The 22,024-nt window shown below is 70.0% G+C and carries 19 protein-coding genes, 1 tRNA gene and 1 riboswitch; of the genes, 14 read left to right on the top strand and 6 right to left on the bottom strand.

The window, feature by feature from the left end; all coding sequences use genetic code 11:
• The first annotated feature begins 34 nt into the window (after positions 1-34).
• The 3 genes from ACEXHE_RS08510 to ACEXHE_RS08500 all read left to right on the top strand — a co-directional run bounded on the left by ACEXHE_RS08510 (position 35) and on the right by ACEXHE_RS08500 (position 3,245).
• A complete protein-coding gene (locus ACEXHE_RS08510; protein WP_091696060.1) occupies positions 35-292 on the top strand; it encodes a DUF6480 family protein in 258 nt (85 codons plus the stop codon).
• A 228-nt stretch (positions 293-520) separates the two neighbouring features.
• On the top strand, positions 521-2,692 hold the full coding sequence (locus ACEXHE_RS08505) for an NHL domain-containing thioredoxin family protein (RefSeq protein ID WP_374785476.1): 2,172 nt from the start codon (positions 521-523) through the stop codon (positions 2,690-2,692).
• Between the two features lie 76 nt (positions 2,693-2,768).
• Positions 2,769-3,245, top strand: a complete 477-nt coding sequence (locus tag ACEXHE_RS08500; RefSeq protein WP_374785475.1) for a flavodoxin domain-containing protein — start codon at positions 2,769-2,771, stop codon at positions 3,243-3,245.
• A gap of 19 nt (positions 3,246-3,264) precedes the next feature.
• Here ACEXHE_RS08500 and ACEXHE_RS08495 read toward each other — a convergent pair whose 3' ends face one another.
• The 5 genes from ACEXHE_RS08495 to ACEXHE_RS08475 form a co-directional block, all read right to left on the bottom strand.
• Positions 3,265-4,380 carry a hypothetical protein gene (locus ACEXHE_RS08495; RefSeq protein ID WP_374785474.1) on the bottom strand — a complete coding sequence of 372 codons (1,116 nt, stop codon included), beginning with the start codon at positions 4,378-4,380 and terminating at the stop codon, positions 3,265-3,267.
• A gap of 7 nt (positions 4,381-4,387) precedes the next feature.
• A complete protein-coding gene (locus ACEXHE_RS08490) occupies positions 4,388-6,166 on the bottom strand; it encodes a helicase HerA-like domain-containing protein (RefSeq protein WP_374785473.1) in 1,779 nt (592 codons plus the stop codon).
• A gap of 35 nt (positions 6,167-6,201) precedes the next feature.
• Entirely contained in the window at positions 6,202-7,206 is a 1,005-nt protein-coding gene (locus ACEXHE_RS08485) for an AEC family transporter (RefSeq protein ID WP_356967205.1), read from the bottom strand.
• A 28-nt stretch (positions 7,207-7,234) separates the two neighbouring features.
• Positions 7,235-7,305, bottom strand: a tRNA-Gly gene (locus ACEXHE_RS08480).
• 122 nt (positions 7,306-7,427) lie between these two features.
• Positions 7,428-8,852, bottom strand: a complete 1,425-nt coding sequence (locus ACEXHE_RS08475) for a D-alanyl-D-alanine carboxypeptidase family protein (RefSeq protein WP_374785472.1) — start codon at positions 8,850-8,852, stop codon at positions 7,428-7,430.
• Positions 8,853-8,984: 132 nt separating this feature from the next.
• On the opposite strand from ACEXHE_RS08475, the gene dcd reads away from it, so the two are divergent.
• The 8 genes from dcd to mnhG all read left to right on the top strand — a co-directional run bounded on the left by dcd (position 8,985) and on the right by mnhG (position 18,196).
• A complete protein-coding gene (gene dcd, locus ACEXHE_RS08470) occupies positions 8,985-9,566 on the top strand; it encodes a dCTP deaminase (protein ID WP_091695810.1) in 582 nt (193 codons plus the stop codon).
• A gap of 67 nt (positions 9,567-9,633) precedes the next feature.
• Entirely contained in the window at positions 9,634-11,067 is a 1,434-nt protein-coding gene (locus tag ACEXHE_RS08465; protein ID WP_374785471.1) for an MFS transporter, read from the top strand.
• A gap of 201 nt (positions 11,068-11,268) precedes the next feature.
• Entirely contained in the window at positions 11,269-14,394 is a 3,126-nt protein-coding gene (locus ACEXHE_RS08460) for a Na+/H+ antiporter subunit A (protein ID WP_374785470.1), read from the top strand.
• A complete protein-coding gene (locus tag ACEXHE_RS08455; RefSeq protein WP_091695816.1) occupies positions 14,391-15,062 on the top strand; it encodes a Na(+)/H(+) antiporter subunit C in 672 nt (223 codons plus the stop codon). The genes ACEXHE_RS08460 and ACEXHE_RS08455 overlap by 4 nt, the downstream gene beginning before the upstream one ends.
• Positions 15,063-15,064: 2 nt before the next feature.
• Positions 15,065-16,840, top strand: coding sequence for a Na+/H+ antiporter subunit D (locus tag ACEXHE_RS08450; protein WP_374785630.1), 1,776 nt, complete (start codon positions 15,065-15,067; stop codon positions 16,838-16,840).
• The gene (locus ACEXHE_RS08445) at positions 16,837-17,481 is read left to right on the top strand and encodes a Na+/H+ antiporter subunit E (protein WP_091695821.1); all 645 of its coding nucleotides are present in this window, start codon (positions 16,837-16,839) and stop codon (positions 17,479-17,481) included. Before ACEXHE_RS08450 ends, ACEXHE_RS08445 begins: the two co-directional genes overlap by 4 nt.
• Positions 17,478-17,756, top strand: a complete 279-nt coding sequence (locus ACEXHE_RS08440; RefSeq protein WP_091695823.1) for a monovalent cation/H+ antiporter complex subunit F — start codon at positions 17,478-17,480, stop codon at positions 17,754-17,756. The genes ACEXHE_RS08445 and ACEXHE_RS08440 overlap by 4 nt, the downstream gene beginning before the upstream one ends.
• Complete coding sequence (mnhG, locus tag ACEXHE_RS08435; RefSeq protein ID WP_091695825.1) at positions 17,756-18,196, top strand: monovalent cation/H(+) antiporter subunit G; 441 nt, start codon at positions 17,756-17,758, stop codon at positions 18,194-18,196. Before ACEXHE_RS08440 ends, mnhG begins: the two co-directional genes overlap by 1 nt.
• Before the next feature lie 72 nt (positions 18,197-18,268).
• On the opposite strand, the gene ACEXHE_RS08430 is transcribed toward mnhG, so the two are convergent.
• On the bottom strand, positions 18,269-18,556 hold the full coding sequence (locus ACEXHE_RS08430) for a DUF4235 domain-containing protein (protein ID WP_374785469.1): 288 nt from the start codon (positions 18,554-18,556) through the stop codon (positions 18,269-18,271).
• Positions 18,557-18,675: 119 nt separating this feature from the next.
• Positions 18,676-18,780, top strand: a riboswitch (TPP riboswitch).
• A 55-nt stretch (positions 18,781-18,835) separates the two neighbouring features.
• Here ACEXHE_RS08430 and ACEXHE_RS08425 point away from each other — a divergent pair.
• The 3 genes from ACEXHE_RS08425 to ACEXHE_RS08415 are packed head-to-tail and all read left to right on the top strand — an operon-like array spanning position 18,836 to position 22,020.
• Complete coding sequence (locus tag ACEXHE_RS08425; RefSeq protein ID WP_091695829.1) at positions 18,836-19,501, top strand: ECF transporter S component; 666 nt, start codon at positions 18,836-18,838, stop codon at positions 19,499-19,501.
• A 3-nt stretch (positions 19,502-19,504) separates the two neighbouring features.
• Positions 19,505-21,175 (top strand): ABC transporter ATP-binding protein, encoded by a 1,671-nt coding sequence (locus ACEXHE_RS08420; RefSeq protein WP_374785468.1) that lies wholly within the window; start codon positions 19,505-19,507, stop codon positions 21,173-21,175.
• A 23-nt stretch (positions 21,176-21,198) separates the two neighbouring features.
• On the top strand, positions 21,199-22,020 hold the full coding sequence (locus tag ACEXHE_RS08415; RefSeq protein WP_374785629.1) for an energy-coupling factor transporter transmembrane component T family protein: 822 nt from the start codon (positions 21,199-21,201) through the stop codon (positions 22,018-22,020).
• Positions 22,021-22,024: the final 4 nt, after the last annotated feature.

The following is a 22,024-nucleotide window of genomic DNA, read 5'->3' as shown; positions in this document are numbered from 1 at the left end:
CACGAGCGCCCGGTCCGGCTGGAAGCATGGGCCCATGACTGAGAACCCCGACATCGGACATGCAGACCAGACCAGGGACCCGGAGCTGGACGCCAACACCGGCACCGGCGAGACGGAGCAGCAGATCCGCCAGGACGCGGAGACCGCCGCCCGCTCGGCCAACCCGGACCCGGAGGAGGGCAACGTCACGGGCCTGGAGCCCGGCGGCGGCGTGCCTCCGGGGGAGACCCCGCCCGCCGAGGACCAGATGAGCATGGACCAGAACACCGAGCAGGACGACCGCCACCACTGACGGTCCGGGGCGGGCCGGACCGGGCAGGCCGAATTGCTGGCCCTGACCGGGGTCCCCCGACGGTTCTGCGTCCCCTCTGCGACATGTCGTACCGACTGCCGGTACGACATGTCGCAGAGACGACGCCGTTTCGCCCGCCGGCCCCACCGGCCCGACATCCCACCCCGCGTGTGTCCTCATGAGGCCGCACGGACACACGGACTGCCCGGATCCGGGACAATGGTGGACATGACAGATGCAGCCGCAACGTCCCAGAACACCGACCGCACTAACCCCGCCGCACCAGCCCCCCGTGCCACCAGCCGGGTCCGCGCCTCCGAGCTGATCGGACGCGGCTGGCTCAACACCGGGGACCAGCAGGTCACCCTCGAGGACCTGCGCGGCAAGATCGTCATCCTGGACTTCTGGACCTTCTGCTGCATCAACTGCCTCCACGTGCTGGACGAGCTGCGTCCCCTGGAGGAGCGCTTCCATGACGTCCTGGTCACCGTGGGCGTGCACTCCCCGAAGTTCGAGCATGAGGCCGACCCGGATGCGCTGGCTGCCGCCGTGGAGCGCTACGACATCCAGCACCCCGTCCTGGACGACCCGAACCTGACCACCTGGCAGGCGTACTCCGCCCGGGCCTGGCCCACGCTGGTGGTGGTGGACCCGGAGGGGTACATCGCCGCGCACCTCTCCGGTGAGGGCCACGTGGCCGGCCTGACCTCCCTGGTGGAGGAGCTGGCCGCCGAGCATGAGGCCAAGGGCACCCTGCACCGAGGCTCCGGCCCCTACGTCCCGCCCGAGCCCGTGGCCCGCGACCTCAAGTTCCCCGGCAAGGCCATCGCCCTGGGCGAGCGCGGCACCGAGACCGGCTCGTTCCTGGTGGCAGACACCGGCCACCACCGGCTCGTGGAGATCGCCACGGACCTGAGCACCGTCCTGCGCACCATCGGCGGCGCCGGTGAGTCCGGCGGCGAGGGGACGAAGGGACATCACGACGGCGGCCCCGAGGCCGCGCTGTTCAACGAGCCTCAGGGTCTGTCCCTGCTGCCCGTCGAGGTGGCGGAGCAGGTCGGCTATGACGTGATCGTCGCGGATTCGGTCAACCACCGCCTGCGTGGGGTCCGGCTGTCCGACGGCACCGTGACCACCCTGGCCGGCAACGGCGTGCAGCGGCTGATCGACTCCGAGCTGGCCAAGGCCGCGCACCGTTCCACCCACGCGGCGGATGCCACCGACGCCGAGCTCTCCGCCGAGGCAGAGTCCGCCGCCAGATCGTCAGCAGGACAGGACGGGGTGACCGTCTCCCTGGCGCCCTTCGGCTCCGATCCGCTGCAGACCTCGCTGTCCAGCCCGTGGGACGTGCTGTGGTCCACCGCAGAGGACACCCTGGTGATCGCCATGGCCGGCACCCATCAGCTCTTCTCCTTCGACCCGCGCACCGGTGACCTCGCCGTGTACGCCGGAACCGGCCTCGAGGGACTGCTGGACGGTCCGGCAGACGCGGCCTGGTTCGCCCAGTCCTCGGGTCTGGCTGAGTCTGCTGACGGCACCGTCTGGGTGGCCGACTCCGAGACCTCCGCCCTGCGGGCCATCACCCCGGCGCGCTCTACCGACTCGGCCGCGGCGGCAGGTGACGTCCAGCGCCAGGTGCGCTCCGTCGTCGGGACCGGCCTGTTCGACTTCGGCTTCCGGGACGGCGCGCCGGATCAGGCGCGGCTGCAGCACCCGCTGGGGGTGACCGCCCTGCCGGACGGCTCCGTGCTGGTGGCGGACACCTACAACGGAGCCATCCGCCGGTACGCCCCGGAGGGGGTGGCCGCGGACGGGCGTCCCACCCCGGCCAACGTGTCCACCGTGGCGCGGGGGCTGAAGGAGCCCTCGGACATCCTGGTGGAGCCGGGTCCGGACGGTGCCGCGGCGAGCATCGTGGTGGTGGAGACCAACGCCCACCAGCTGGTGCGGCTCTCCGTGCCGGAGGAGTTCCTGCAGGTGGATGAGGGCGCCCAGCAGACCCAGCGTCCACGCACGCCGGTGTCCGCTGGAGACCTGGAGCTGACCGTGGCCTTCGCCGCCCCCACCGGGCAGAAGCTGGATGACCGCTGGGGTGACCCCACGCAGCTGAAGATCTCCGCCTCCCCGGAGGAGCTGCTGCTGGACGGGGCCGGGACCTCCACCGGTCTGGCCCGCACCCTGCGGATCAACCCGGAGATCCCTGAGGGTGTCCTGCACATCACCGCTCGTGCGGCCTCCTGCGACGGCGAACCCGGCCAGCCCATCCCGGACCATGCCGCCTGCCACCTGTACCAGCAGGACTGGGGCATTCCGGTCACGGTCCACGGCGAGGATGCGGCGGCTGACGGCGGCGTCACTCCGGAGACCCGGTTGGACCTGGACCTGCGCGGGATACACTGACAACGAGTGCCGGTGGGCCTGCTGGTCGCGCCGCACCACTGACCACACGCACCCCGACCCGAAGGCGGCTGTCCTGATGACCACCCTCGTCGTTGCCTCATCCCAGCACGGATCCACCCGCGAGATCGCCGAGCGCGTGGCGGAGGTCCTGCGGAAGAACAAGGGCGTGGGCGTGGAGGTCCAGGACCCGGCGCACGCCCAGAAGTGGGTCCAGGGCGCCAACGCCGTGCTGGTCGCCCTGCCCGTCTACCGCGGCAGCCTGGACTCGGAGGGCAAGAAGTTCCTGGATGCGAACCGGGCTGAGCTGACCGGCAAGCCCCTGTTCATCCTGGCCTCCGGTGGCGGGCCTGAGCTGGACCCGAAGCTGCGGCTGGTCCTGGAGTCCTACCACCCCAAGGAGATCGGCTACTTCCGGGGCGCCCTGGTGGAGGAGAAGCTGGGTCTCCTGGAGAAGCTGCAGATCCGGATGGCCAAGGGACAGTACGGCGACTTCCGTGACTGGTCCGCCATCGAGGCCTGGGGCAAGTCCCTGGCCCACCGCGGCGCCAGCTGAACGGCCCTTCCCGACGGCGTCACCTCACCTCAGGGGTGAACCGCACCGACTCAGGGGTCACCAGCACGGTGCCCGTGAAGGTCACCGGCAGATCCTCCTGCACGCGCTGCTGCGCCCCGGTCATCAGGTCCCTCTCCGTGACGGTGATCCGTGCCGTGCCCTCCAGAGTGGCCTCGGTGAGGGGTCCGGCTGAGATCAGCTGAGCCTGCGCGAACTGCGGCATCTGGACCATCTCCCACCGGATCGAGGAGGGCTCCACGCGCTGGGCCGACTGGTAGTCCAGCGGACAGCCGGTGGGGTGCAGGACCTGCTGCTCGGTGCACTGGTCCAGGTACTGCTCCACCTGTTCCTGCACCCGTTCGACGGCCAGCTCCGTGGCGGTCACCGTCAACGGGAGCACCTCATCCTGTCCGGCCCGCGCCACGGTCAGCTGGGCCGGCTCGGACGCCAGGTGGCTGCTCTGGAACCGGGTCTGCAGGTGCGCCGGCGGGAAGACCGCCAGGCGTGGGGCCACCAGGGAGCCGTCCGCCCCGGTCAAGGGCAGGTGTGCCCCGTTCAGGGTGGCGGAGAGGGGATCGTCGTCCGTGTCCTGAGTGGATCCCGCAGCGCCCACATCCGTGGTCAGGCCGCGAGGCTCCACCGTCACGGTGGGCAGCCGGAGAGGATCCATGGCCCAGCGGTCGAAGAAGAGCCAGTCCCGGCCCTGATGGCTCACCGTGAACACGGTGCGGAACGGGGTGCCGCCGGCGGTTCCCGTCACCTCGATCTGCCGTCGTTCGGTGTCAGGGGCGGGCGCGGTCGAGCCCGTGACGGCGCCGGTGGCGTGGCCGGCGTCCTGGACCTCCAGGTCCTGCAGGTCCGCGACCGCTGCGGCCAGCGGCTCACCGTCCAGCAGCTGGGTCCCGGCCTCGGTGCCCTCCGGCAGGGCAGCGCCGGACAGGCCCAGCGCCGCAGCCCCGTCCCCGTCCTGGAGCGCCTCCAGGTACTGCTCCACGGGTGCGGTGGGGGAGCGGACCTCATGGTTCGCCCAGCTGATGCCCGCCGCCCCGGCCGCCCCCACCAGCACCGCACCGAGCCCACCGAGCACCAGGGGCAGCGGTGAGCGGCGGTGGGACCGACGGGGAGCCTCGCTCATGCGGGGATCAGCCGAACAGGCCGCCCGTGCGGCGGCCGCGGCGCTTGGTGCCGAAGATCGAGCGCACCACCTGCCGTCCGAACGCGGTGGCCGCGGCGGTGGCGATGTCCTTGGCGATGTCCGCCGCCGGGTTCGGCTCGGCCTTCTTCCGCGGTGCGGGGCGCTCGGCCTGGGGGGCGGGATCCGCCTTCTGACGTGCCGCAGGACGCTCGGCCTGCGGGGCAGGATCTGCCGTCTGACGCGGGGCCGGCGCCGAGGGGATCTCGTGCCCCAGGATCTCGGCCTCGATCCGCCGTGCCTCGGCGTCGATGTCCGCCTGGGACTGTCCCGCTCCGGGCTGCTGAGCCCCCACCGATCCGCCGGTGCTCACCGTGCCCGCCGGCGCGGGGGCACCTGCCGGTGCGCCGCCGTCGGGAACTCCTGCCAGCCGCTCCGCCGCGGAGACGCGGTCCTGCTCGGTCCCGTAGGGCGCGAACAGCGCGGAGCCCTGGACGATCCCGTCCATCACGGACGGCTCGGAGGGGCCCATCACCGACTGAGGGGACCACATGCGGGTCAGTGCCACCGGGGTGGGAGAGCCGTCCTCGTCCATCACCGTCACCACGGCCTCACCGGTGCCGGCGGAGGTCAGGACCTTCTCGAGGTCGTAGTCGGTGTGCGGGAAGGTGGACACGGTCTTCTTCAGGGCCTTGGCGTCATCCGGGGTGAAGGCACGCAGGGCGTGCTGGACGCGGTTGGCCAGCTGGCCCAGCACATCCGCCGGGACGTCCTGCGGGGTCTGGGTGACGAAGAAGATGCCCACGCCCTTGGAGCGGATCAGTCGGACCGTGGTGGTGATGGTCTGCAGGAACGCCTTGGACGCATCCTTGAAGAGCAGGTGTGCCTCGTCCAGGAAGAAGACCAGCTTGGGCTTCTCCGCGTCCCCCACCTCCGGGAGCTCGGCGAAGAGGTCGGCGAGCAGCCAGATCATGAAGGTGGAGAACAGCACCGGCTTCTGCTGCAGGGTGGGCAGCTCCAGGCAGGAGATGACCCCGCGCCCGTCCGGGGCCTGGCGCAGCAGCTCGGCGGTCTCGAACTCCGGCACGCCGAAGAAGCGGTCCATGCCGCCGGCCTGCAGTGCGGTGATCTCGCGCAGGATGACGTTGGCGGTGGACTTGGCCACCCCGCCGAGGCCCTTCAGGTCCTCCTTGCCCTCGTCCGAGGTCAGGTGCATGACCACGGCGCGCAGGTCCTTGAGGTCGTCCAGGGGCAGCTCGCGCTCGTCGGCCCAGTGGAACATCAGCTGCAGGCTGGACTCCTGGGTGTCGTTCAGGTCCATCACCCGGGAGAGCAGCAGCGGGCCGAAGGAGTCCACGGTGGCCCGGACAGGAATGCCGGTGCCGTCCCCGCCGAGCGCCAGGAACTCCACCGGGTAGGCGGTGGCCTCCCAGGGCATGCCGGTCTGCTCGGTGCGTGCGGTCAGCTTCTCGTTCGGGGTGGCGGCGGTGGCCAGTCCGGAGAGGTCGCCCTTGATGTCCGCCAGGAACACCGGGACCCCGGCCTGGGAGAGCTGCTCGGCCATCACCTGCAGGGTCACCGTCTTGCCGGTTCCCGTGGCGCCGGCCACCAGTCCGTGGCGGTTCATCATGCCCAGCGGCAGACGTACCGGGACGTCCGCGTGGACGGTGTCCTCGGTGATCGCCGCGCCCAGGGTGATGGCGGGCTCGGTGAAGGAGTACCCCTCCCGCAGCGTGGTCAGCAGTGCGGAGTCGGCGGCGGAGGTGGGAGCAGCGTTCTGATCGGCCATGTCAGCAGTGTAGGAGTTCTGCGGGCCGGCCGGGGTCAGGCCAGCAGCAGCGCGACGGCGATCATCGCCGGGATGGCCACCACGGTGGTGACGAGGATGGTGTCCTTGGCCACGGTGGTGCCGGACTCGTACCGCGAGGCGGCCACGAAGACGTTCTGCGCGGTGGGCAGCGAGCCCAGCACCACCGCGATCAGCAGGTCCCGGCCCTCCAGCCCGAACACGAACGCCGCCAGCACATAGGCCAGCGCCGGGTGGACCAGCAGCTTCAGCACCGAGGCCACCGCCACATCCCGACGACGGCCGGAGGACTTCTCCAGCGGCCTCGCCCCCACCAGGGACATGCCGAAGGCCAGCAGCATGGCGGGGATCGACGCCCCGCCGATCAGGTGGATCGACTCGGCCACCGGACCCGGCAGCGACCAGCCCGTGGCGGAGAAGACCAGTCCGGCCACGGAGCCGATCACCATGGGGTTGCGGGCCACCGCGCCCAGCTGCCGCCAGAACGCCACCCACCGGCTGCGCGCTCGCACCCGGACCGTGCGCTGACCGGCTTCATGCTCAGCGCCGGTCACTGCGGGCAGACGCGCCTCGCGTGCTGTCAGGGTGTCCATGGCCGCCACGTAGATCGGGGTGTAGATGGCCAGCTGGAAGATCAGCACGGGGGCGGCCAGGGCGGCATCGCCCAGCACGTAGGCGGCGATCGGGATGCCCAGGTTCGCCGAGTTCACCATGGAGGAGCTCAATGCCCCGATCACGGTCTCCGACCCGGTCCGGCGGGCCAGGACCAGCCGGGCCAGCGCCAGGTACAGCAGGGCCACCAGGAACGCGGAGAGGGTGGCCACCCAGAGCTGGGGCCCGAGCACGGCGCGGACGTCGGCGGCGCTGAGGGTGTCGAACAGCAGGGCGGGGCTGGCCACGAAGAACGCCGTGCGGGAGAGGACCATCTGGGCGTGCGGGCCCAGGACACCGGTCCGGCCGGTGATGTATCCGACCAGGATGATCACCCAGACCACGGTGAATCCGGAGAGCACCTCGAGCATGGCCACCTCCGCATCCGGGCATGAAGAGAGCGGGTGACGGGAATCGAACCCGCGTATCCAGCTTGGGAAGCTGGCGCTCTACCATTGAGCTACACCCGCAGCGCCCTCCACCATATACCAGTTTCGGACGTCGTCGACTCCTCTGACGCGGCGAGGTCAGCGGATGGCGAGAGATCCCGACGACGTCAGGCGTCGTCGTCGGGAATCCCCGGCCGGTGCCCCTAGCGGAAGATGAGCGCCGAGGCCAGGCCCTGGACCAGGCCACGCTCGGCACCGAGGGTGCCGGTGGAGGAGAGCGTGCGGGCGTGCAGCAGTCCGTTGCTGGGACGGCGTGCCAACAGTGTCTGCGTGCCGGGTCCGTCGAATCCCTGGACCACGTGCAGGGCTGTGGACGAGTTCCATCCGGTGGCCATCACCCGTGAGGTGCCGGTCAGGGTCCGCGTGCTGCTGCTCGGGTAGGCGCGCAGCGTGCCGTTGCGGTCCACGACGCCCAGGTCCATGGAGGAGTTGCCGTCCAACCGGGCCAGGAAGACCTCGCGCGGCGCGGCCACTCGTCCGATCACGGTGGAGCCGGTCACCGGACCGGTGGAGTGCGTGTGGCGATAGACCGTCCCGGTGGAGCTCACGCTGATCAGACGATCACGGCCCTCGAAGGCCCAACGACCCACCGTCAGCTGACGCCCGGTCAGGCCACGCGCCACCACCACGCCACCGCCGAAGCCGCCGCCCCGCCGGCCCAGCCGCAGCACCAGTGTTCCGTCGCGGCGCTGCATCAGCACGTCCTGCAGCCCGTCCACGTCCCAGTCCGCGGTGAACCCCGCCACCACGTCCGAGGGCACGCCCAGGGGGATCGACCGGGCACCGCGGTACCCGCCGCGGAAGGTGGCGTTCCGGGTGGCCCCCTGGCCCGCGATCGCGTACGCCAGGCTGGCATCGGTGGTGACGGAGGGGTTCCGGCCGTCGTAGTACCGCTCGAGCAGGGTGATGCTCCGGGTCTTCAGCTCCGCGGCCAGGGACGGACCGACGTAGCGGAAATGCCAGGGCTCGTACATGTAGCCGGTGATGGACTCGGTGCCCTGCGGGTAGCGCAGGATCAGCCCGTACCGCCAGGCGTTGGCGGCCACCCACTTCCCGGCGGCGGTGTCCCCGAAGCAGGAGGTCAGCTGACAGGAGCCGGAGGAGAGCCCGATGTCGATCGCCAGGCCCGTCTGGTGCTCCGAATGGCCCGGCCGTGCGGAGATCCGGTCTGCGTAGGCCTGCCCGTACTGCTGGACGTAGCGGTGGTAGAGGTCGCGCTGATAGCTGTAGGACCGGTACGCGCTGACCATCCGCAGGCTGTACCCGCGGGCGGCGGCGTCCTTCTTCAGCCGGGACCAGGCGGTGGCGGTCTCCGGGCGCATCTGGAATCCGTCCACCGTGGTGAGCTGTGCCGGCACGTAGGTCAGCGGGCTCAGCGGGTAGGTCTTGTTCACCAGGACCGTGAGGCTGGACGCGGTCCGATTGATCAGCGCGGTCTGGACCGGGACGGATGGGAGTGCTCCGGGTGCCGGTCCGGCCATGGTCAGCGTCAAGGCCGCCGCCATCAGGGCGGTGATGACCCGGCGCAGGGTCCGGTGCGGACGCCGTGCTGCGTGCTGTTCGGTCATGGCGGTTCCTCTGCTTCCCCCTGAGGCCGAGAGGCGGAGGCACTCCCCGGGCACTCTCAGTCTCGGCCTGCGCGGGGGAGCCGACAAGTCACGACCGCACGCATCCCATAACGATTCGGCTAGCGTGGTGCCGTGCTTCTCTCCGACCGCGACATCAGGGCCGAACTGGACTCCGGCCGCGTGCAGCTGGACCCGCTGGACCGCTCCATGGTCCAGCCCGCCAGCGTGGACGTGCGGCTGGACCGCTACTTCCGGCTGTTCGACAACCACCGCTACGCGCACATCGACCCTGCCGAACCGCAGGAGGAGCTGACGCGACTGGTGGAGGTGGCCCCGGACGAGCCGTTCATCCTGCACCCCGGAGAGTTCGTCCTCGGCGCCACCTACGAGCAGGTCACCCTGCCGGAGGACATCGCCGCCCGACTGGAGGGCAAGTCCTCCCTGGGGCGGCTGGGCCTGCTCACGCACTCCACCGCCGGGTTCATCGACCCCGGCTTCTCCGGCCACGTGACCCTGGAGCTGTCCAACATGGCCACCCTGCCGATCAAGCTCTGGCCCGGGTCCAAGATCGGCCAGCTCTGCTTCTTCCGGCTCACCTCGCCGGCCGAGCACTCCTATGGATCCGGTCCCTACAGCAACCGGTACCAGGGCCAGCGCGGCCCCACGGCCTCCCGCTCGCACCTGAACTTCCACCGCACGGACATCTCCTCCTGACCGACTCACCCCGCTGACGGTGACCCAGTTCACCTGTGGGTGCCCTGGTCCCAGTAGCATGCCCGGCATGAGCCCCTCGCGCCCCCACAGCTCAGCGGACCCGTCCCGTGCTGACCTGACCCCCTCGGAAAGCCTGCCCGACGACGCCACGCACCCGGCCGTCGTCGGGAACCTCCCAGCGGGGCTGGGAGAGAGGGCGGACCGCGCGAAGGGTCCTGAACGGCGCCGGGTGAACCGGAAGCACGTGACCGCGTGGGCGCTGTGGGACTGGGGCTCGGCGTCCTTCAACGCCGTGATGGTCACGTTCGTGTTCGGCACCTACCTGGCCTCCGGTGCCTTCGGACCGGATGACCGCGGCACTCAGTGGCTCACTGCGGCGAACGCGATCGGCGGCGTGATCATCGCCCTGACCGCCCCGGTGATCGGCCAGCGGGCGGATGCCGGAGGACGGCGCAAGCTGTGGCTGGGGATCTACACGGGTGTGGTGCTGGTGCTCACCGCGATGTGCTTCTTCGTCAAGCCGCAGGAGTCCTACCTGCTGCTGGGCGTGGTGCTGCTGGCCGCAGGCAATGTGATCTTCGAGTTCGCCAATGTGAACTACAACGCCATGCTCCTGCAGATCTCCACCAAGCAGACCATCGGACGGATCTCCGGGATCGGCTGGGGCGCCGGCTACGCGGGCGGGATCTTCCTGCTGCTCATCCTCTACGTGGGGTTCATCGGCGGGGACACCCACTGGTTCGGCATCACCGAGGACGAGGCCCTGAACGTCCGGGTGGTGGCGGTCTTCGCGGCCGTCTGGTTCCTGATCTTCGCGCTGCCGGTGTTCTTCACCGTGCCGGAGAACCGTGCCGTCGGGGACGGCAGGCAGGTCAGCATCCTCGAGTCCTACCGGCGGCTGTGGCGCACCATCAGGGGCCTGTGGCGCACCGACCGCAACACCTTCTGGTTCCTGGTGGCTCAGGCCGTGTTCCGGGACGGGGTCGGGGCGATCTTCACCTACGGCGCCATCCTGGGCGTGACCGTGTACGGGGTGGCGCAGGGGGATGTGCTGATCTTCGGGATCGTGGCCAATGTGGTGGCGGCGGTCGGGTCTTTCCTGGGCGGCTGGATCGACGACCGCGTGGGGCCCAAGCGGGTGATCTTGGCATCCCTGGTGGGGCTGATCGTCACCGGCGGCATCGTCTTCTTCTTGGACGGCACCACCGCGTTCTGGATCTTCGGGTTGACCCTGTGCTTCTTCGTGGGGCCGGTGCAGTCCTCGGCGCGGTCCTTCCTGGGGCGGCTGAGCACTCCCGAACGGGCGGGGGAGCTGTACGGGCTCTACGCCACCACGGGGCGTGCGGTGTCCTTCCTGGCCCCGGCGCTGATCTCGATCGCCGTGGCGCTGACCGGGGACGCGCGGTTCATGGTCCCGGCCATTCTGGTGGTCATGTTCCTGGGCCTGCTGCTGCTCCTGTGGGTGCGCGATCCGCAGCCGGAGCAGGTGCCCGGCGACTGACCGGTGACTGCCCGGTCAGCGCACGGGCAGCGCACGGGCCGCGCGGCGCCTCGCTCTGACGTGCACACTCGATGGCCGGATGCGACCATTTCGCAGAATGCGGAAGTGGGCCCTGATCTGAGGGCTTCGGTCCACGCGGTCGGGCGTGGCCGCTAGACTGGCACGAGCCCCCCACGACCCGCAACGTTCGGAGGACGCCCTGTGCTGACTGTGCTCATCGCGCTCTTCGCCGTGGCACTGGTGGCACCGCTGATCTTCCGCCGGACTGAGCGCAACGGATTCTATGTCCTGGCCGCGGTTCCCGCTGCAGGGTTCGTGTGGCTGCTGTTCCAGCTCCCGGCTGTCATCGAGGCCCAGCATCGGGTCAACTCCGGTGCCGCGCCCCAGGAGAGTGCAGGACTGGTCGAGTCCTTCGCGTGGATCCCGGACCTGGGCATCTCCCTGACCTTCCGGCTGGATGCGCTCTCGGCCTTCATGGGACTGATTGTGCTCGGCGTGGGCGCCCTGGTGCTGGCCTACTGTGCCCGGTACTTCATCCACCACGAGCCGCGCAACGCCACCTTCGGCGCCCAGTTGCTGGCCTTCGCTGGCGCCATGTGGGGTCTGGTCACCACCGATGACCTGATGATCCTCTACACGTTCTGGGAGATCACCTCGGTGCTCTCCTTCCTGCTGATCGGCTACGCCGGTCACCGCATCTTCGCCCGTCGCTCGGCCATCCAGGCGCTGATCGTCACCACCTTCGGCGGATTGGCCATGCTGGTGGGCCTGATCATGCTGGGCCAGGCGGCCGGCACCTACCGCCTCTCCCAGATCGTGGCCGCCGGACCGGACCTGCTCACGGGAGAGCGCGCCGGTGCGTTCATGGAGTGGGCCCTGGTCCTGGTGCTGATCGGGGCACTGACCAAGTCCGCCCAGGTGCCCTTCCACTTCTGGCTGCCTGCCGCCATGGCCGCCCCCACGCCGGTCTCGGCCTATCTGCACGCTGCCGCCATGGTCAAGGCCGGCATCTACCTGGTGGCCCGGATGGCCCCCGGCTTCGCCGAGTCAGGCACCTGGCAGGTCATCGTGATCGCCATCGGCCTCTGGACCATGCTCGTCGGTGGCTGGCGGGCCCTGCGGCAGACCGACATCAAACTGATCCTGGCCTACGGCACCGTCTCCCAGCTGGGCTTCCTGCTGCTGGCCAACGGTCTGGGCAACCGGGATGCGGCCATGGCCGGACTGGCCATGCTGCTGGCCCACTCCCTGTTCAAGGCGCCGCTGTTCATGATCGTCGGCGTGATCGACCACGAGACCGGCACCCGTGATCTGGCCAAGCTCTCCGGGCTGCACCGCACCCACCGCTGGCTCTTCCTCACCGCCCTGCTCTGCTCTGCTTCGATGGCTGGACTGCCGCCGCTGCTGGGCTTCGTGGCCAAGGAGTCCGTCCTGGACTCGCTGGTGCTCTGGGGTGAGCACGGTGCCGGTGGAGATGTCTGGATGAGCCTGTGGGCCTGGCTTCCGCTGATCGGCGTGGCCCTGGGCTCGGTCCTGACCGTGGCCTACACCGCACGGTTCATGTGGGGTGCCTTCGCCACCAAGCGGGTGGAGACCGATCAGGGCATCCGCGCGGTCCAGGACACCGCCTTCCACACCCCGGTCAGTGCCGGGCAGCTCAGCCCGTCGATCGTGCTGGCTGTGGCCGGCATCCTGCTGGCCTTCGTGCCCGGTCTGGTCGCGCCCCTGCTGGACTCCTTCGCTGCCTCTGCGGCACCGCTGCCGGACGCGGACAAGCCGCTCTACCTGGCCATCTGGCACGGTCTGACCCCGGTGCTGGGCCTGTCGATGGCCATCATCGTCCTCGGCCTGGTCCTGTTCTGGGCCAAGAACCCGGTCGCCCAGTTCCAGGCCGCAGTCCCCGGCTGGCTGGACGCCCAGCGCGGCTACCGGACCATCCTGCGCCGCGTGGACGACGTCGCCGTGTGGGTGACCGGACGCACCCAGCGAGGCTCCCTGGGCTTCTACCTGTTCATCATCCTCTCGGTGGCCGTCCTGGCCCCGCTGATCGCCCTGCTCTTCCCCCAGGAGAAGGACGGGGACACCATTCCGCTGACCCAGGTGGCCTTCTCGGCCGACTGGGTCTGGGCCCAGCACGGCGGTCAGCTGGTGATCGGCATCGCCATGATGGTCGCGGTGATCGCCGCCATCCGCGCCCGCAAGCGCTTCATGGCGGTGCTGCTGATCTCCGTGGTCGGCTACGGCCTGGCCGGGATCTTCGCCCTGGCCGGCGCACCGGATCTGGCCCTGACCCAACTGCTGGTGGAGTCCATCGTGCTGGTGGCGCTGGTGCTGGGTCTGCGGGTGCTGCCCGCGGGGTGGTACACCCGCAACCGCCAGGACTACCGGTGGGCCCGTGCCCTGCTCGGCGTCGCCTTCGGCCTGGTCATGATCTGGGTCGGCGCCACGGCGCTGAGCTCCCGCGTGGCCGCCCCGATCTCCCTGGACATGGCGGAGATGGCCTACGAGGGCGGAGGGGGCACCAACATCGTCAACGTGCTCCTGGTGGACATCCGTGCCTGGGACACCTTCGGTGAGCTCACTGTGCTGGCCGCTGCCGCCACCGGTGTGGCTTCGCTGATCTTCATCCAGCAGCGCGATCGTCGCCGCCGTGAGCTGACTGAGGTCAAGACCGGCTCGGTCGGGCGCTACACCGCTGACGGCCCCCTGGAGCCCGAGGAACTGGAGACCGTGCGCCGGTTTGCCATCGTGGACCGGGACCAGTGGCTGGTGGCCGGCCGCACCCTGGCGCCCGAGCGTCGCTCGATCATCTTCGAGGTCATCACCCGACTGCTGTTCCACGTGATCATCCTGCTCTCGCTCTACCTGCTGCTGGCCGGACACAACACCCCCGGTGGAGGCTTCGCCGGCGGCCTGCTGGCCGGTCTGGCCCTGGCCATCCGCTATCTGGCAGGTGGCCGGTACGAGCTGGAGCAGGCCATGCCGATCCCGGCCGGCGTGCTGCTGGGCTCCGGCCTGGCGGTCGCCGCCCTGTCCGGAGTGGCCCCGCTGTTCTTCGGAGGACAGGTCTTCCAGTCCGCCATCGTCGAGTTCTGGCTGCCCATCCTGGGTGACGTGAAGCTGGTCAGCGCGACCATCTTCGACATCGGCGTCTACCTGGTGGTCATCGGCCTGGTGATCGACGTCCTGCGCTCGTTGGGCTCCGAGGTCGACCGCCGCTCCGAAGCCGATGCCAGCGCCCGCGCTGAAGCCGACCGTCGTCGTCGGGCCTCCAGCAAGCCTCAGGGCGCCGTCTCCAGCGAGACCGCCGGGAGGTCCCAGTCATGACCGTGAACTTCCTGCTGCTGCTCGTGATGGGCGTGATGTACGCCGGAGGGATCTATCTGCTCCTGGAGCGCACCCTGACCCGTGTGCTGCTGGGGATGATGCTGATCACCAATGCCACCAATGTGCTGATCCTGGTCATGTCCGGCCCTCCCGGCCGGCCCCCGATCGTGGTGGACGGGGTGGACCCCTCCGAGTACTCGGATCCGCTGCCGCAGGCGCTGACCCTGACGGCCATCGTCATCTCCTTCGCCGTCACGGCCTTCATGCTCGGCATGATCTACCGCTCCTGGAAGCTGGGCCGCCGCGACGAGGTCCAGGTGGACACCGAGGACGTCAAGGTCGCCGAGCAGCCCTCCTTCGACGCCGAGGATGACGCCGAGCTGCAGGAGGAGACCTCCGAGTTCCTGGACGAGGACGAGGACCCCAACGCCGACTACGAGCACGCCACGGCCCTGAACCCGGCCACCGGCGCCCTGACTGTCAAACACCAAGCCGATGGCACCGTGTCCGTCACCTCCCGGCCCGGCCGGCAGGAGGAGGGGCACGACGACGACCATCACCCCGAGGAGGACGAACGGCCCGGCAGCCCCGGGGCCCGTCCGGGAGTCCACGGTGTGAGCGGGCCCGGCTATGACACCACCGACGACCAGAAGGGAGACCGGACGTGACCATGAACCTCGTCTCCCTGGCGCCGCTGGCGGTGCTGCTGCCCATCCTGGGTGCGGCTGCCGCCTTCATGATGGTGCGCAAACCGCGCGTGCAGATCACCGTCACCGTGGTCACCATGACCGTGACGCTGATCCTGGAGTGCCTGCTGCTGGCCGACACCTGGGACACCGGGGCCACCGCCGTGTTCATCGGCGGCTGGGAGTCCCCGTGGGGCATCTCGATGGTTGTGGACCGGTTCTCTGCGCTGATGCTGGTGGTCTCCTCGGCCATCGTGCTGGCGGTGCTGGTCTACGCCTCCGCCCAGGGCGTGACGGACACCGACCAGGGCGGGCCCGTCTCGATCTTCCACCCCACCTACCTGATCCTGGTGGCCGGTGTCTCCAACGCGTTCCTGGCCGGCGACCTGTTCAACCTCTACGTCGGCTTCGAGATCCTGCTGACCGCGTCCTATGTGCTGCTCACGCTGGGCGGCACCGGTCCGCGTGTTCGCGCGGGTGTGACGTACGTGGTGGTCTCGGTGATCTCCTCGGTCATCTTCCTGATCGCCATCGCCATGATCTACGGCGCCACCGGCACCGTGAACATGGCTGACCTGGCCGTCAAGCTGGCCGATCTGGACCCGGACCTGCAGATGGTGCTGCACCTGATGCTGCTGGTCGGCTTCGGCATCAAGGCGGCGGTCTTCCCGCTCTCGTTCTGGCTGCCGGACTCCTACCCCACCGCGCCGGCGCCGGTCACCGCCGTGTTCGCCGGACTGCTGACCAAGGTCGGTGTGTACGCGATCGTCCGGACCGAGACCCTGCTCTTCCCGGGGGACCGGGTGAACAACCTGCTCATGGTGGTCGCCGCCCTGACGATGATCGTGGGCATCCTGGGTGCGCTGGCGCAGAACGACATCAAACGTGTGCTCTCCTTCACCCTGGTCTCGCACATCGGCTTCATGATCTTCGGTCTGGCGGTCTCCTCGGTGCTGGGGTTGGGCGCCACCGTCTTCTATGTGGTCCACCACATCACCGTGCAGACCTCACTGTTCCTGGTGACCGGACTGATCGAACAGCGGGCCGGCACCGCCAACATGGACCGGCTCGGCGGCCTGGCGCGCGTCTCCCCGATCATCGCGGTCCTGTTCTTCATCCCGGCCATGAACCTGGCGGGCATCCCGCCGTTCTCCGGCTTCTTGGGCAAGATCGGCCTGATGACCGCCGGCGTGGGCCTGGGCACCCCGCTGGCCTGGGTGCTGGTGGGAGCCTCCGTGCTGACCTCCCTGCTGACCCTGCTGGTCATGGTCCGCGTCTGGGCGCGCGCGTTCTGGCGCAAGGTGGAGGACGTCGAGCACCCTCCGGCCAAGCTGACCAACGCCGCCAATCAGGACCGGGAGGAGCGCACCGGCCGCCGCCGGGTCGCGGCCGGCATGCTGGTTCCCACCGTCGGTCTGGTGTCCTTGGGCGTGGCATTCACGGTCGTCGCCGGACCGCTCTACAACCTCTCGGACCAGGCCGCCCGGGACATGCTGGCCCGCACCCCGTACATCGAGGCCGTCCTCGGCCCGGAGGCCGCCGCCAAGGCCGAACGCGATCTGGAGCTTCTGGACGAGCAGGGCATCAACCGGACCGACGACGGCAGCGTGGGCCCGGGCAACGGCCAGGGCCTGGAAGCTCCCGTGGACAGCGACGGCCAGGACACCGGCACGCGTCCCGGCGAGTCTGGCGGAGACGATGACAGCTCCGGTGAACCGGTGGACACCGAGAACGACACCGACGAGGGGGTGCAGCCATGACCGACCAGACACGTCCTACCGCGGCGGAGGCCTCCGCCCACCAGGATCAGGACAGCGAGGACGAGCGCCTGTCCGTCTGGAGCCAGTGGCCCCTGCTGATCGGGCTGGCCCTGGTCTGGGGTGCACTCTGGCAGGACTTCAGTCCCGGGGTGCTCCTGATGGGCGCGCTCTACTCGCTGGTGATCCTCTGGTTCTACCGACTTCCCCGGGTGAAGTTCAGCGGTCGGATCAACCTCTGGTACGTGCTGGTGTTCACCGCCCGGTTCATCGGCCGGATCATCACCGCCTCGATCGCCGTGGCCTGGGATGCCATCTCGCTGGGACCGAAGATCGTCAACTCCGTGGTGGCGGTGCACCTGCGCTCCCATGACGACCTGATCGTCACCCTCACCGGGCACGCACTGGCCCTGATCCCCGGGTCCCTGGTGATCGACGTGGACCGGCCCTCCTCCACCCTGTACCTGCACTGCCTGGACGTGACCAACGAGGAGGAGGTCGAGCACTTCCGCGAGGAGGCGCTGGCCACCGAGGCCGCCATCATCCGGGCCATCGGCTCCCGGGAGGACCTGGAGCTGGTGCGTGAGGGCGAGCGCGGCGCAGACACCCGGCGGAATCGGCAAACCGAGGAGGAGTCCGCATGAGCCTGATGCAGATCGCCGCCGTGGTATGCCTGGTGCTGCTCACCGCCGGAGCGGCCGGAGCCATCTATCGGATCGCCAAGGGACCGTCCATCCTGGACCGCGTGGTCGCCACCGACGTGCTGTTGATCATCGTCTCCTCCGCCCTGTGCGTGGAGATGGCACTGAACCACCACACCAGCAACATCGTGTTCGTGGTGGTGGCCTCGGTGATCGGCTTCGTGGGTTCGGTGACGGTGTCCCGCTTCGTGGCTGACCGTCGGAAGGAGACCAGCTGATGCTTGAGCTCGACTCGAATGCCTGGGTGGTCCTGACCGACAGCATCGCCGCCGTGCTGCTGATCCTCGGCGCGAGCCTGTCCACCATCGCCGGCATCGGCCTGCTGCGCTTCCCGGATCAGCTGAGCCGAATGCATGCGGGCACCAAGCCCCAGGTGCTCGGCCTGCTGCTGATGCTGCTGGCGCTGGCCTTCGCCTGGCGCGCCTGGGTGTGGATCCCGGTGCTGCTGCTGGCCTGGGTGCTGCAGATGCTCACCGCCCCGGTGTCCGCCCACCTGGTGGGACGGGCCAGCTACCGCACCAAGCACCTGAACAGGGACCTGCTCTACGTGGATGAGCTGTCCGATGTGGTCACCCGTCAGGACGACGAAGGCCAGCCCGCGGAGAAGGCCTCAGACCAGCAGTCCGTGCCGCGGCAGGACCGCAACGACGGCTACTGAGAGACTCTCTGAGCCGGGCTGGCCCTGAGTCGTGGACCCTGTGGGTCCGGCACCTGGTGGGTGCGGTGCGGATCAGACCTCGCCGCGGCCCAGCCGCTTGGCCGAGTTGGACTGAGCGGCCAGCTTGTCCATGGCCGAGGCCGCGCCGCGCTTGGAGGCCACGCGGATCATCGCGGAGATGCCTGCCGAGATGGTGGCGAAGGTGATCGCACTCCACATGTTGGCCTCGGTGTCGTCCAGGTCCTTGGGGGCGTCGTGGCCGGTGATGGCCTTCCAGCCGAACTCCACCAGCTTGGTACCGATGATGCCGCCGCCGATGGTGATGCCGGTGGCGATGAGCTTCTGCAGAACGTTGTTCATGGGGTGTCCTCCTGGCTGGTCGTGGGCACGTGCCTTGTCCGAGGATCAGCCTACCGCCGGGTCACCGTGCTGTGTCGTCATCCGGATCGCCCAGACCGGTCCGGTGGCCTATGCTGTCTGGACAACGACAGGGGAGCGCCACACCGGCGCTGAGAGTGCGCCCGGCGCAGACCCTCGAACCTGACCCGGTTAGGACCGGTGGAGGAAGTCGAGTTCTCACTGAGCTGTCACCGCACCGGTGACCAGCCCATCCCCTCCTTGATCCTGAGGAGGACCACCATGAGCGCACCGAGCGCACCCCGCGACCGCACCGCGTCGCCCACGAGCACCACAACCACCAGCACCACCGCCCGCCCGGCCCAGCGCTCCTGGCGCGTGGTGGACATCGTGGTCGCGGCCGTCGTCGCCGTGGCCTGCGGCGTGATCTTCTGGGCCTGGAACCTGGCCTACGCCGGCATCGGCGGACTGTTCGTGGCCTTCCCGCCCTCCTCCGGCCTGGTCGCCGGGATGTGGCTGTTCCCCGCGGTCCTGGGCGGGCTGCTGATCCGCAAGCCCGGTGCGGCTCTGTTCACCGAGATGGTCGCCGCCGCGGTCTCGGCCCTGCTGGGCTCCCAGTTCGGCCTGACGGTGCTGGCCTCCGGATTCGTCCAGGGCCTGGGCGCGGAGATCATCCTGCTGCTGTTCCTCTACCGCCGCTTCACCCTGCCCGTCGCCCTGCTGGCGGGTCTGCTGACCGGCATCCTGGGCGGCATCAACGACGCCCTGATCTTCAACTGGTTCCCCGAGTACACCTTCGAGTGGAAGCTGATCTACGTGGCGTTCATGGCTGTCTCGGGCGTGATCATCGCCGGCCTGCTCTCCTGGCTGGCCACGCGCGGACTGGCCGCCACCGGTGCCCTCTCCGCCCTGGCCTCGCGCCGGGCACATCAGGAACCTGTGGTCTGATCGGTGGCCATCATCGGTGCCGAACAGACCCCCGGCTTCCCGACGACGGCCCCTCACCACTGCGCCCCGGCGGCGGTTCCGCGCGGGGCGCGGGTGCAGGCCCAGGGATGGGGCTGGAAGCACGCCGGGCGGGACCGTCCGGCGGTGGACGGACTGGAGATGGACATCCCCGCCGGGCAGCGCGTGCTGCTGGTGGGTCCCTCCGGTGCGGGCAAGTCCACCGTGCTGCATGCCCTGGCCGGGGTGCTGGACGGTGGGGACGAGGAGTCCGAGCAGACCGGGACGCTGCTGATCGAGGACATCCCCGCTGGTCAGCAGCGCGGGGTGGCCGGACTGGTCCAGCAGGACCCGGAGTCTCAGGTGATCCTCTCCCGCGTGGGAGATGACGTGGCGTTCGGGGCGGAGAACCTGTGCGTGCCCCGGGCGGAGATCTGGGACCGTGTGCGGGGCGCCCTGCAGGAGGTCGGCCTCGGCCCGGAGGAGGGCATCACCCTGGACCGGGACACCTCCCGGCTCTCCGGCGGACAGAAGCAGCGGATGGCCCTGGCCGGGATCCTGGCCATGCGCCCGCCGCTGGTCCTGCTGGATGAGCCCACCGCCAACCTCGACCCCGAGGGAGTGCTGGAGGTGCGGGACGCCGTGATGCGACTGGTCGAGCGCACCGGGGCCACCCTGGTGGTGGTGGAGCACCGGCTGGACGTCTGGGCCGAGCACGTGGACCGGATGCTGGTGTTGGAGCCGGCCGGCGGGATCAGCCATGATGCCGCCCCCGCGGAGCTGCTGGCCCCCGGGCCCGTGCGGGACGAGCTGGCCGCGGCCGGGATCTGGGTCCCAGGGTATGTGCCCGAACCCGTGGAGCTGGAGTCCCGTGCCCTGCGCCGCGTGGTGGAGCACTCTGACGAGCACGACCCCGGCTCATCGTCGGTCTCCGACGCATCGAGCAGCGCCGTGCTGCTCACCGGGACCGGGCTGTCCGTCTCCCGTGAGCCGCGCACGCCCGGCTGGCGTCGACGCTTCTCCGCGCCGCCCGCCCCCGCGCAGACCGACCTGGACGTGGAGCTGGACGGAGGCAGCGCCGTCGTGGTGACCGGTCCCAATGGGGCAGGGAAGTCCACGCTGCTGCTGTCCCTGGCCGGGCTGATCCCCGTGCATGCCGGGACGCTGGCCGCTGGGGCCGCCCTGAAGGGCCCGCGGGGAGCGGATCTGCCGGATGACCCGTTCCGGTGGAAGGCCGCCGATCTGGTCAGCCGCGTGGGGACGGTGTTCCAGGAGCCGGAGCACCAGTTCGTGACCACCACCGTGCGCAAGGAGATCCTCTACGGGCCGCAGCACGCACGGGATCCGCGGTCCGGGGAGCGCCTGTTCACCGACGAGGAGGCCGAGCAGATGGCCGATGACCTGCTGGAGCTGCTGGGGCTGACCCACCTGGGGGAGATGAACCCGTTCACCCTCTCCGGCGGGGAGAAGCGGCGGCTCTCGGTGGCCACCGTCCTGGCCGCCGGGCCGGACCTGGTGTTCCTGGACGAGCCCACCTTCGGGCAGGACGCGAACACCTGGGCGGTGCTGACCGGGCTGCTGCGGCGGCTGGTGGCTGAAGGGAGATCCGTGGTGGCGGTGACGCACGATCGGGACTTCATCGACGTGCTGGACGCGAGGGTGGTGGCGCTGAGATGACCGCCGTGTTCCCTGCCGGGGCCATGCCCTCGGACCAGGGTGTGCCGTTCGACCCCGCCGCGCCGTCCCGCCCCCAGCGGGCGTCCCTGCTGGAGCGGGCCAATCCGCTGGCCAAGCTGCTGGCGCTGTTGCCGGTCACGGGTGTGCTGGTGGCGTCCATGGACTGGGTGTCCTCCGGGATCGTGCTGCTGGCCGCGGTGGCGCTGCTGCCGGTGTCCGGGATCCGTCCGCTGGAGTTCCTGCGCCGAGCCTGGATCCTGGTGCTGGCCGCTCTGGTCTCCGCCTGGGGGACCGCCCTGGTGGGGGAGGACTCCGGTGCCACGCTGGTCGCGGCCGGACCGGTGACGCTCTCCGAAGGGTCGGTCATGGCCGGCCTGGCCACGGGCCTGCGCATTCTGGCGGTGGCCCTGCCGGGCGTGATGGTGTTCATCACCACCGACCCCACCGACCTGGCCGACGCCCTCTCCCAGAAGGCCAAGCTGCCGGCGCGGTTCGTGCTGGGCTCCCTGGCAGCGTTCCGGCTGCTGGCCGTGCTGACCGAGGAGTGGCGGACCGTGGGCTACGCCCGGCGGGCCCGCGGGGTGGGGACGGACGGCAACCTGTTCCACCGGACCGGGTCCTGGCTGGGGCAGGCGTTCGCGCTGCTGGTGCAGGCCATCCGCCGTGCCACCCGGCTCGCCGTGACCATGGAGGCCCGCGGATTCGGGGCAGGGGAGCGGACCTGGGCACGGGAGTCCCGGTTCACCGCCCTGGACGCCTGGGTGATCCTGGGCGGGATCGCGCTCGCCGTCCTGGCCGCCGGACTCTCCGTGGCCACGGGCTCCTGGAACCTAATCTGGGCCTGACCCA

It is taken from the genome of Micrococcus sp. IITD107 (assembly GCF_041927415.1).
Classification (GTDB): domain Bacteria; phylum Actinomycetota; class Actinomycetes; order Actinomycetales; family Micrococcaceae; genus Citricoccus; species Citricoccus terreus.
The sequence above is the reverse complement of the archived record's forward strand: the minus strand, read 5'-3'. Positions and strand labels throughout refer to the sequence as shown.

Excerpts from the sequence above, each read along its gene's own strand:
- ACEXHE_RS08425 (WP_091695829.1), top strand. The coding sequence starts at position 18,836 with ATGAGCGCACCGAGCGCACCCCGCGACCGCACCGCGTCGCCCACGAGC.
- ACEXHE_RS08510 (WP_091696060.1), top strand. The coding sequence starts at position 35 with ATGACTGAGAACCCCGACATCGGACATGCAGACCAGACCAGGGACCCG.
- ACEXHE_RS08465 (WP_374785471.1), top strand. The coding sequence starts at position 9,634 with ATGAGCCCCTCGCGCCCCCACAGCTCAGCGGACCCGTCCCGTGCTGAC.
- ACEXHE_RS08500 (WP_374785475.1), top strand. The coding sequence starts at position 2,769 with ATGACCACCCTCGTCGTTGCCTCATCCCAGCACGGATCCACCCGCGAG.
- ACEXHE_RS08485 (WP_356967205.1), bottom strand. The coding sequence starts at position 7,206 with ATGCTCGAGGTGCTCTCCGGATTCACCGTGGTCTGGGTGATCATCCTG.
- ACEXHE_RS08505 (WP_374785476.1), top strand. The coding sequence starts at position 521 with ATGACAGATGCAGCCGCAACGTCCCAGAACACCGACCGCACTAACCCC.
- ACEXHE_RS08475 (WP_374785472.1), bottom strand. The coding sequence starts at position 8,852 with ATGACCGAACAGCACGCAGCACGGCGTCCGCACCGGACCCTGCGCCGG.
- mnhG (WP_091695825.1), top strand. The coding sequence starts at position 17,756 with ATGCTTGAGCTCGACTCGAATGCCTGGGTGGTCCTGACCGACAGCATC.
- ACEXHE_RS08445 (WP_091695821.1), top strand. The coding sequence starts at position 16,837 with ATGACCGACCAGACACGTCCTACCGCGGCGGAGGCCTCCGCCCACCAG.
- ACEXHE_RS08440 (WP_091695823.1), top strand. The coding sequence starts at position 17,478 with ATGAGCCTGATGCAGATCGCCGCCGTGGTATGCCTGGTGCTGCTCACC.
- ACEXHE_RS08490 (WP_374785473.1), bottom strand. The coding sequence starts at position 6,166 with ATGGCCGATCAGAACGCTGCTCCCACCTCCGCCGCCGACTCCGCACTG.
- ACEXHE_RS08430 (WP_374785469.1), bottom strand. The coding sequence starts at position 18,556 with ATGAACAACGTTCTGCAGAAGCTCATCGCCACCGGCATCACCATCGGC.
- ACEXHE_RS08415 (WP_374785629.1), top strand. The coding sequence starts at position 21,199 with ATGCCCTCGGACCAGGGTGTGCCGTTCGACCCCGCCGCGCCGTCCCGC.
- ACEXHE_RS08455 (WP_091695816.1), top strand. The coding sequence starts at position 14,391 with ATGACCGTGAACTTCCTGCTGCTGCTCGTGATGGGCGTGATGTACGCC.
- ACEXHE_RS08495 (WP_374785474.1), bottom strand. The coding sequence starts at position 4,380 with ATGAGCGAGGCTCCCCGTCGGTCCCACCGCCGCTCACCGCTGCCCCTG.
- ACEXHE_RS08450 (WP_374785630.1), top strand. The coding sequence starts at position 15,065 with ATGAACCTCGTCTCCCTGGCGCCGCTGGCGGTGCTGCTGCCCATCCTG.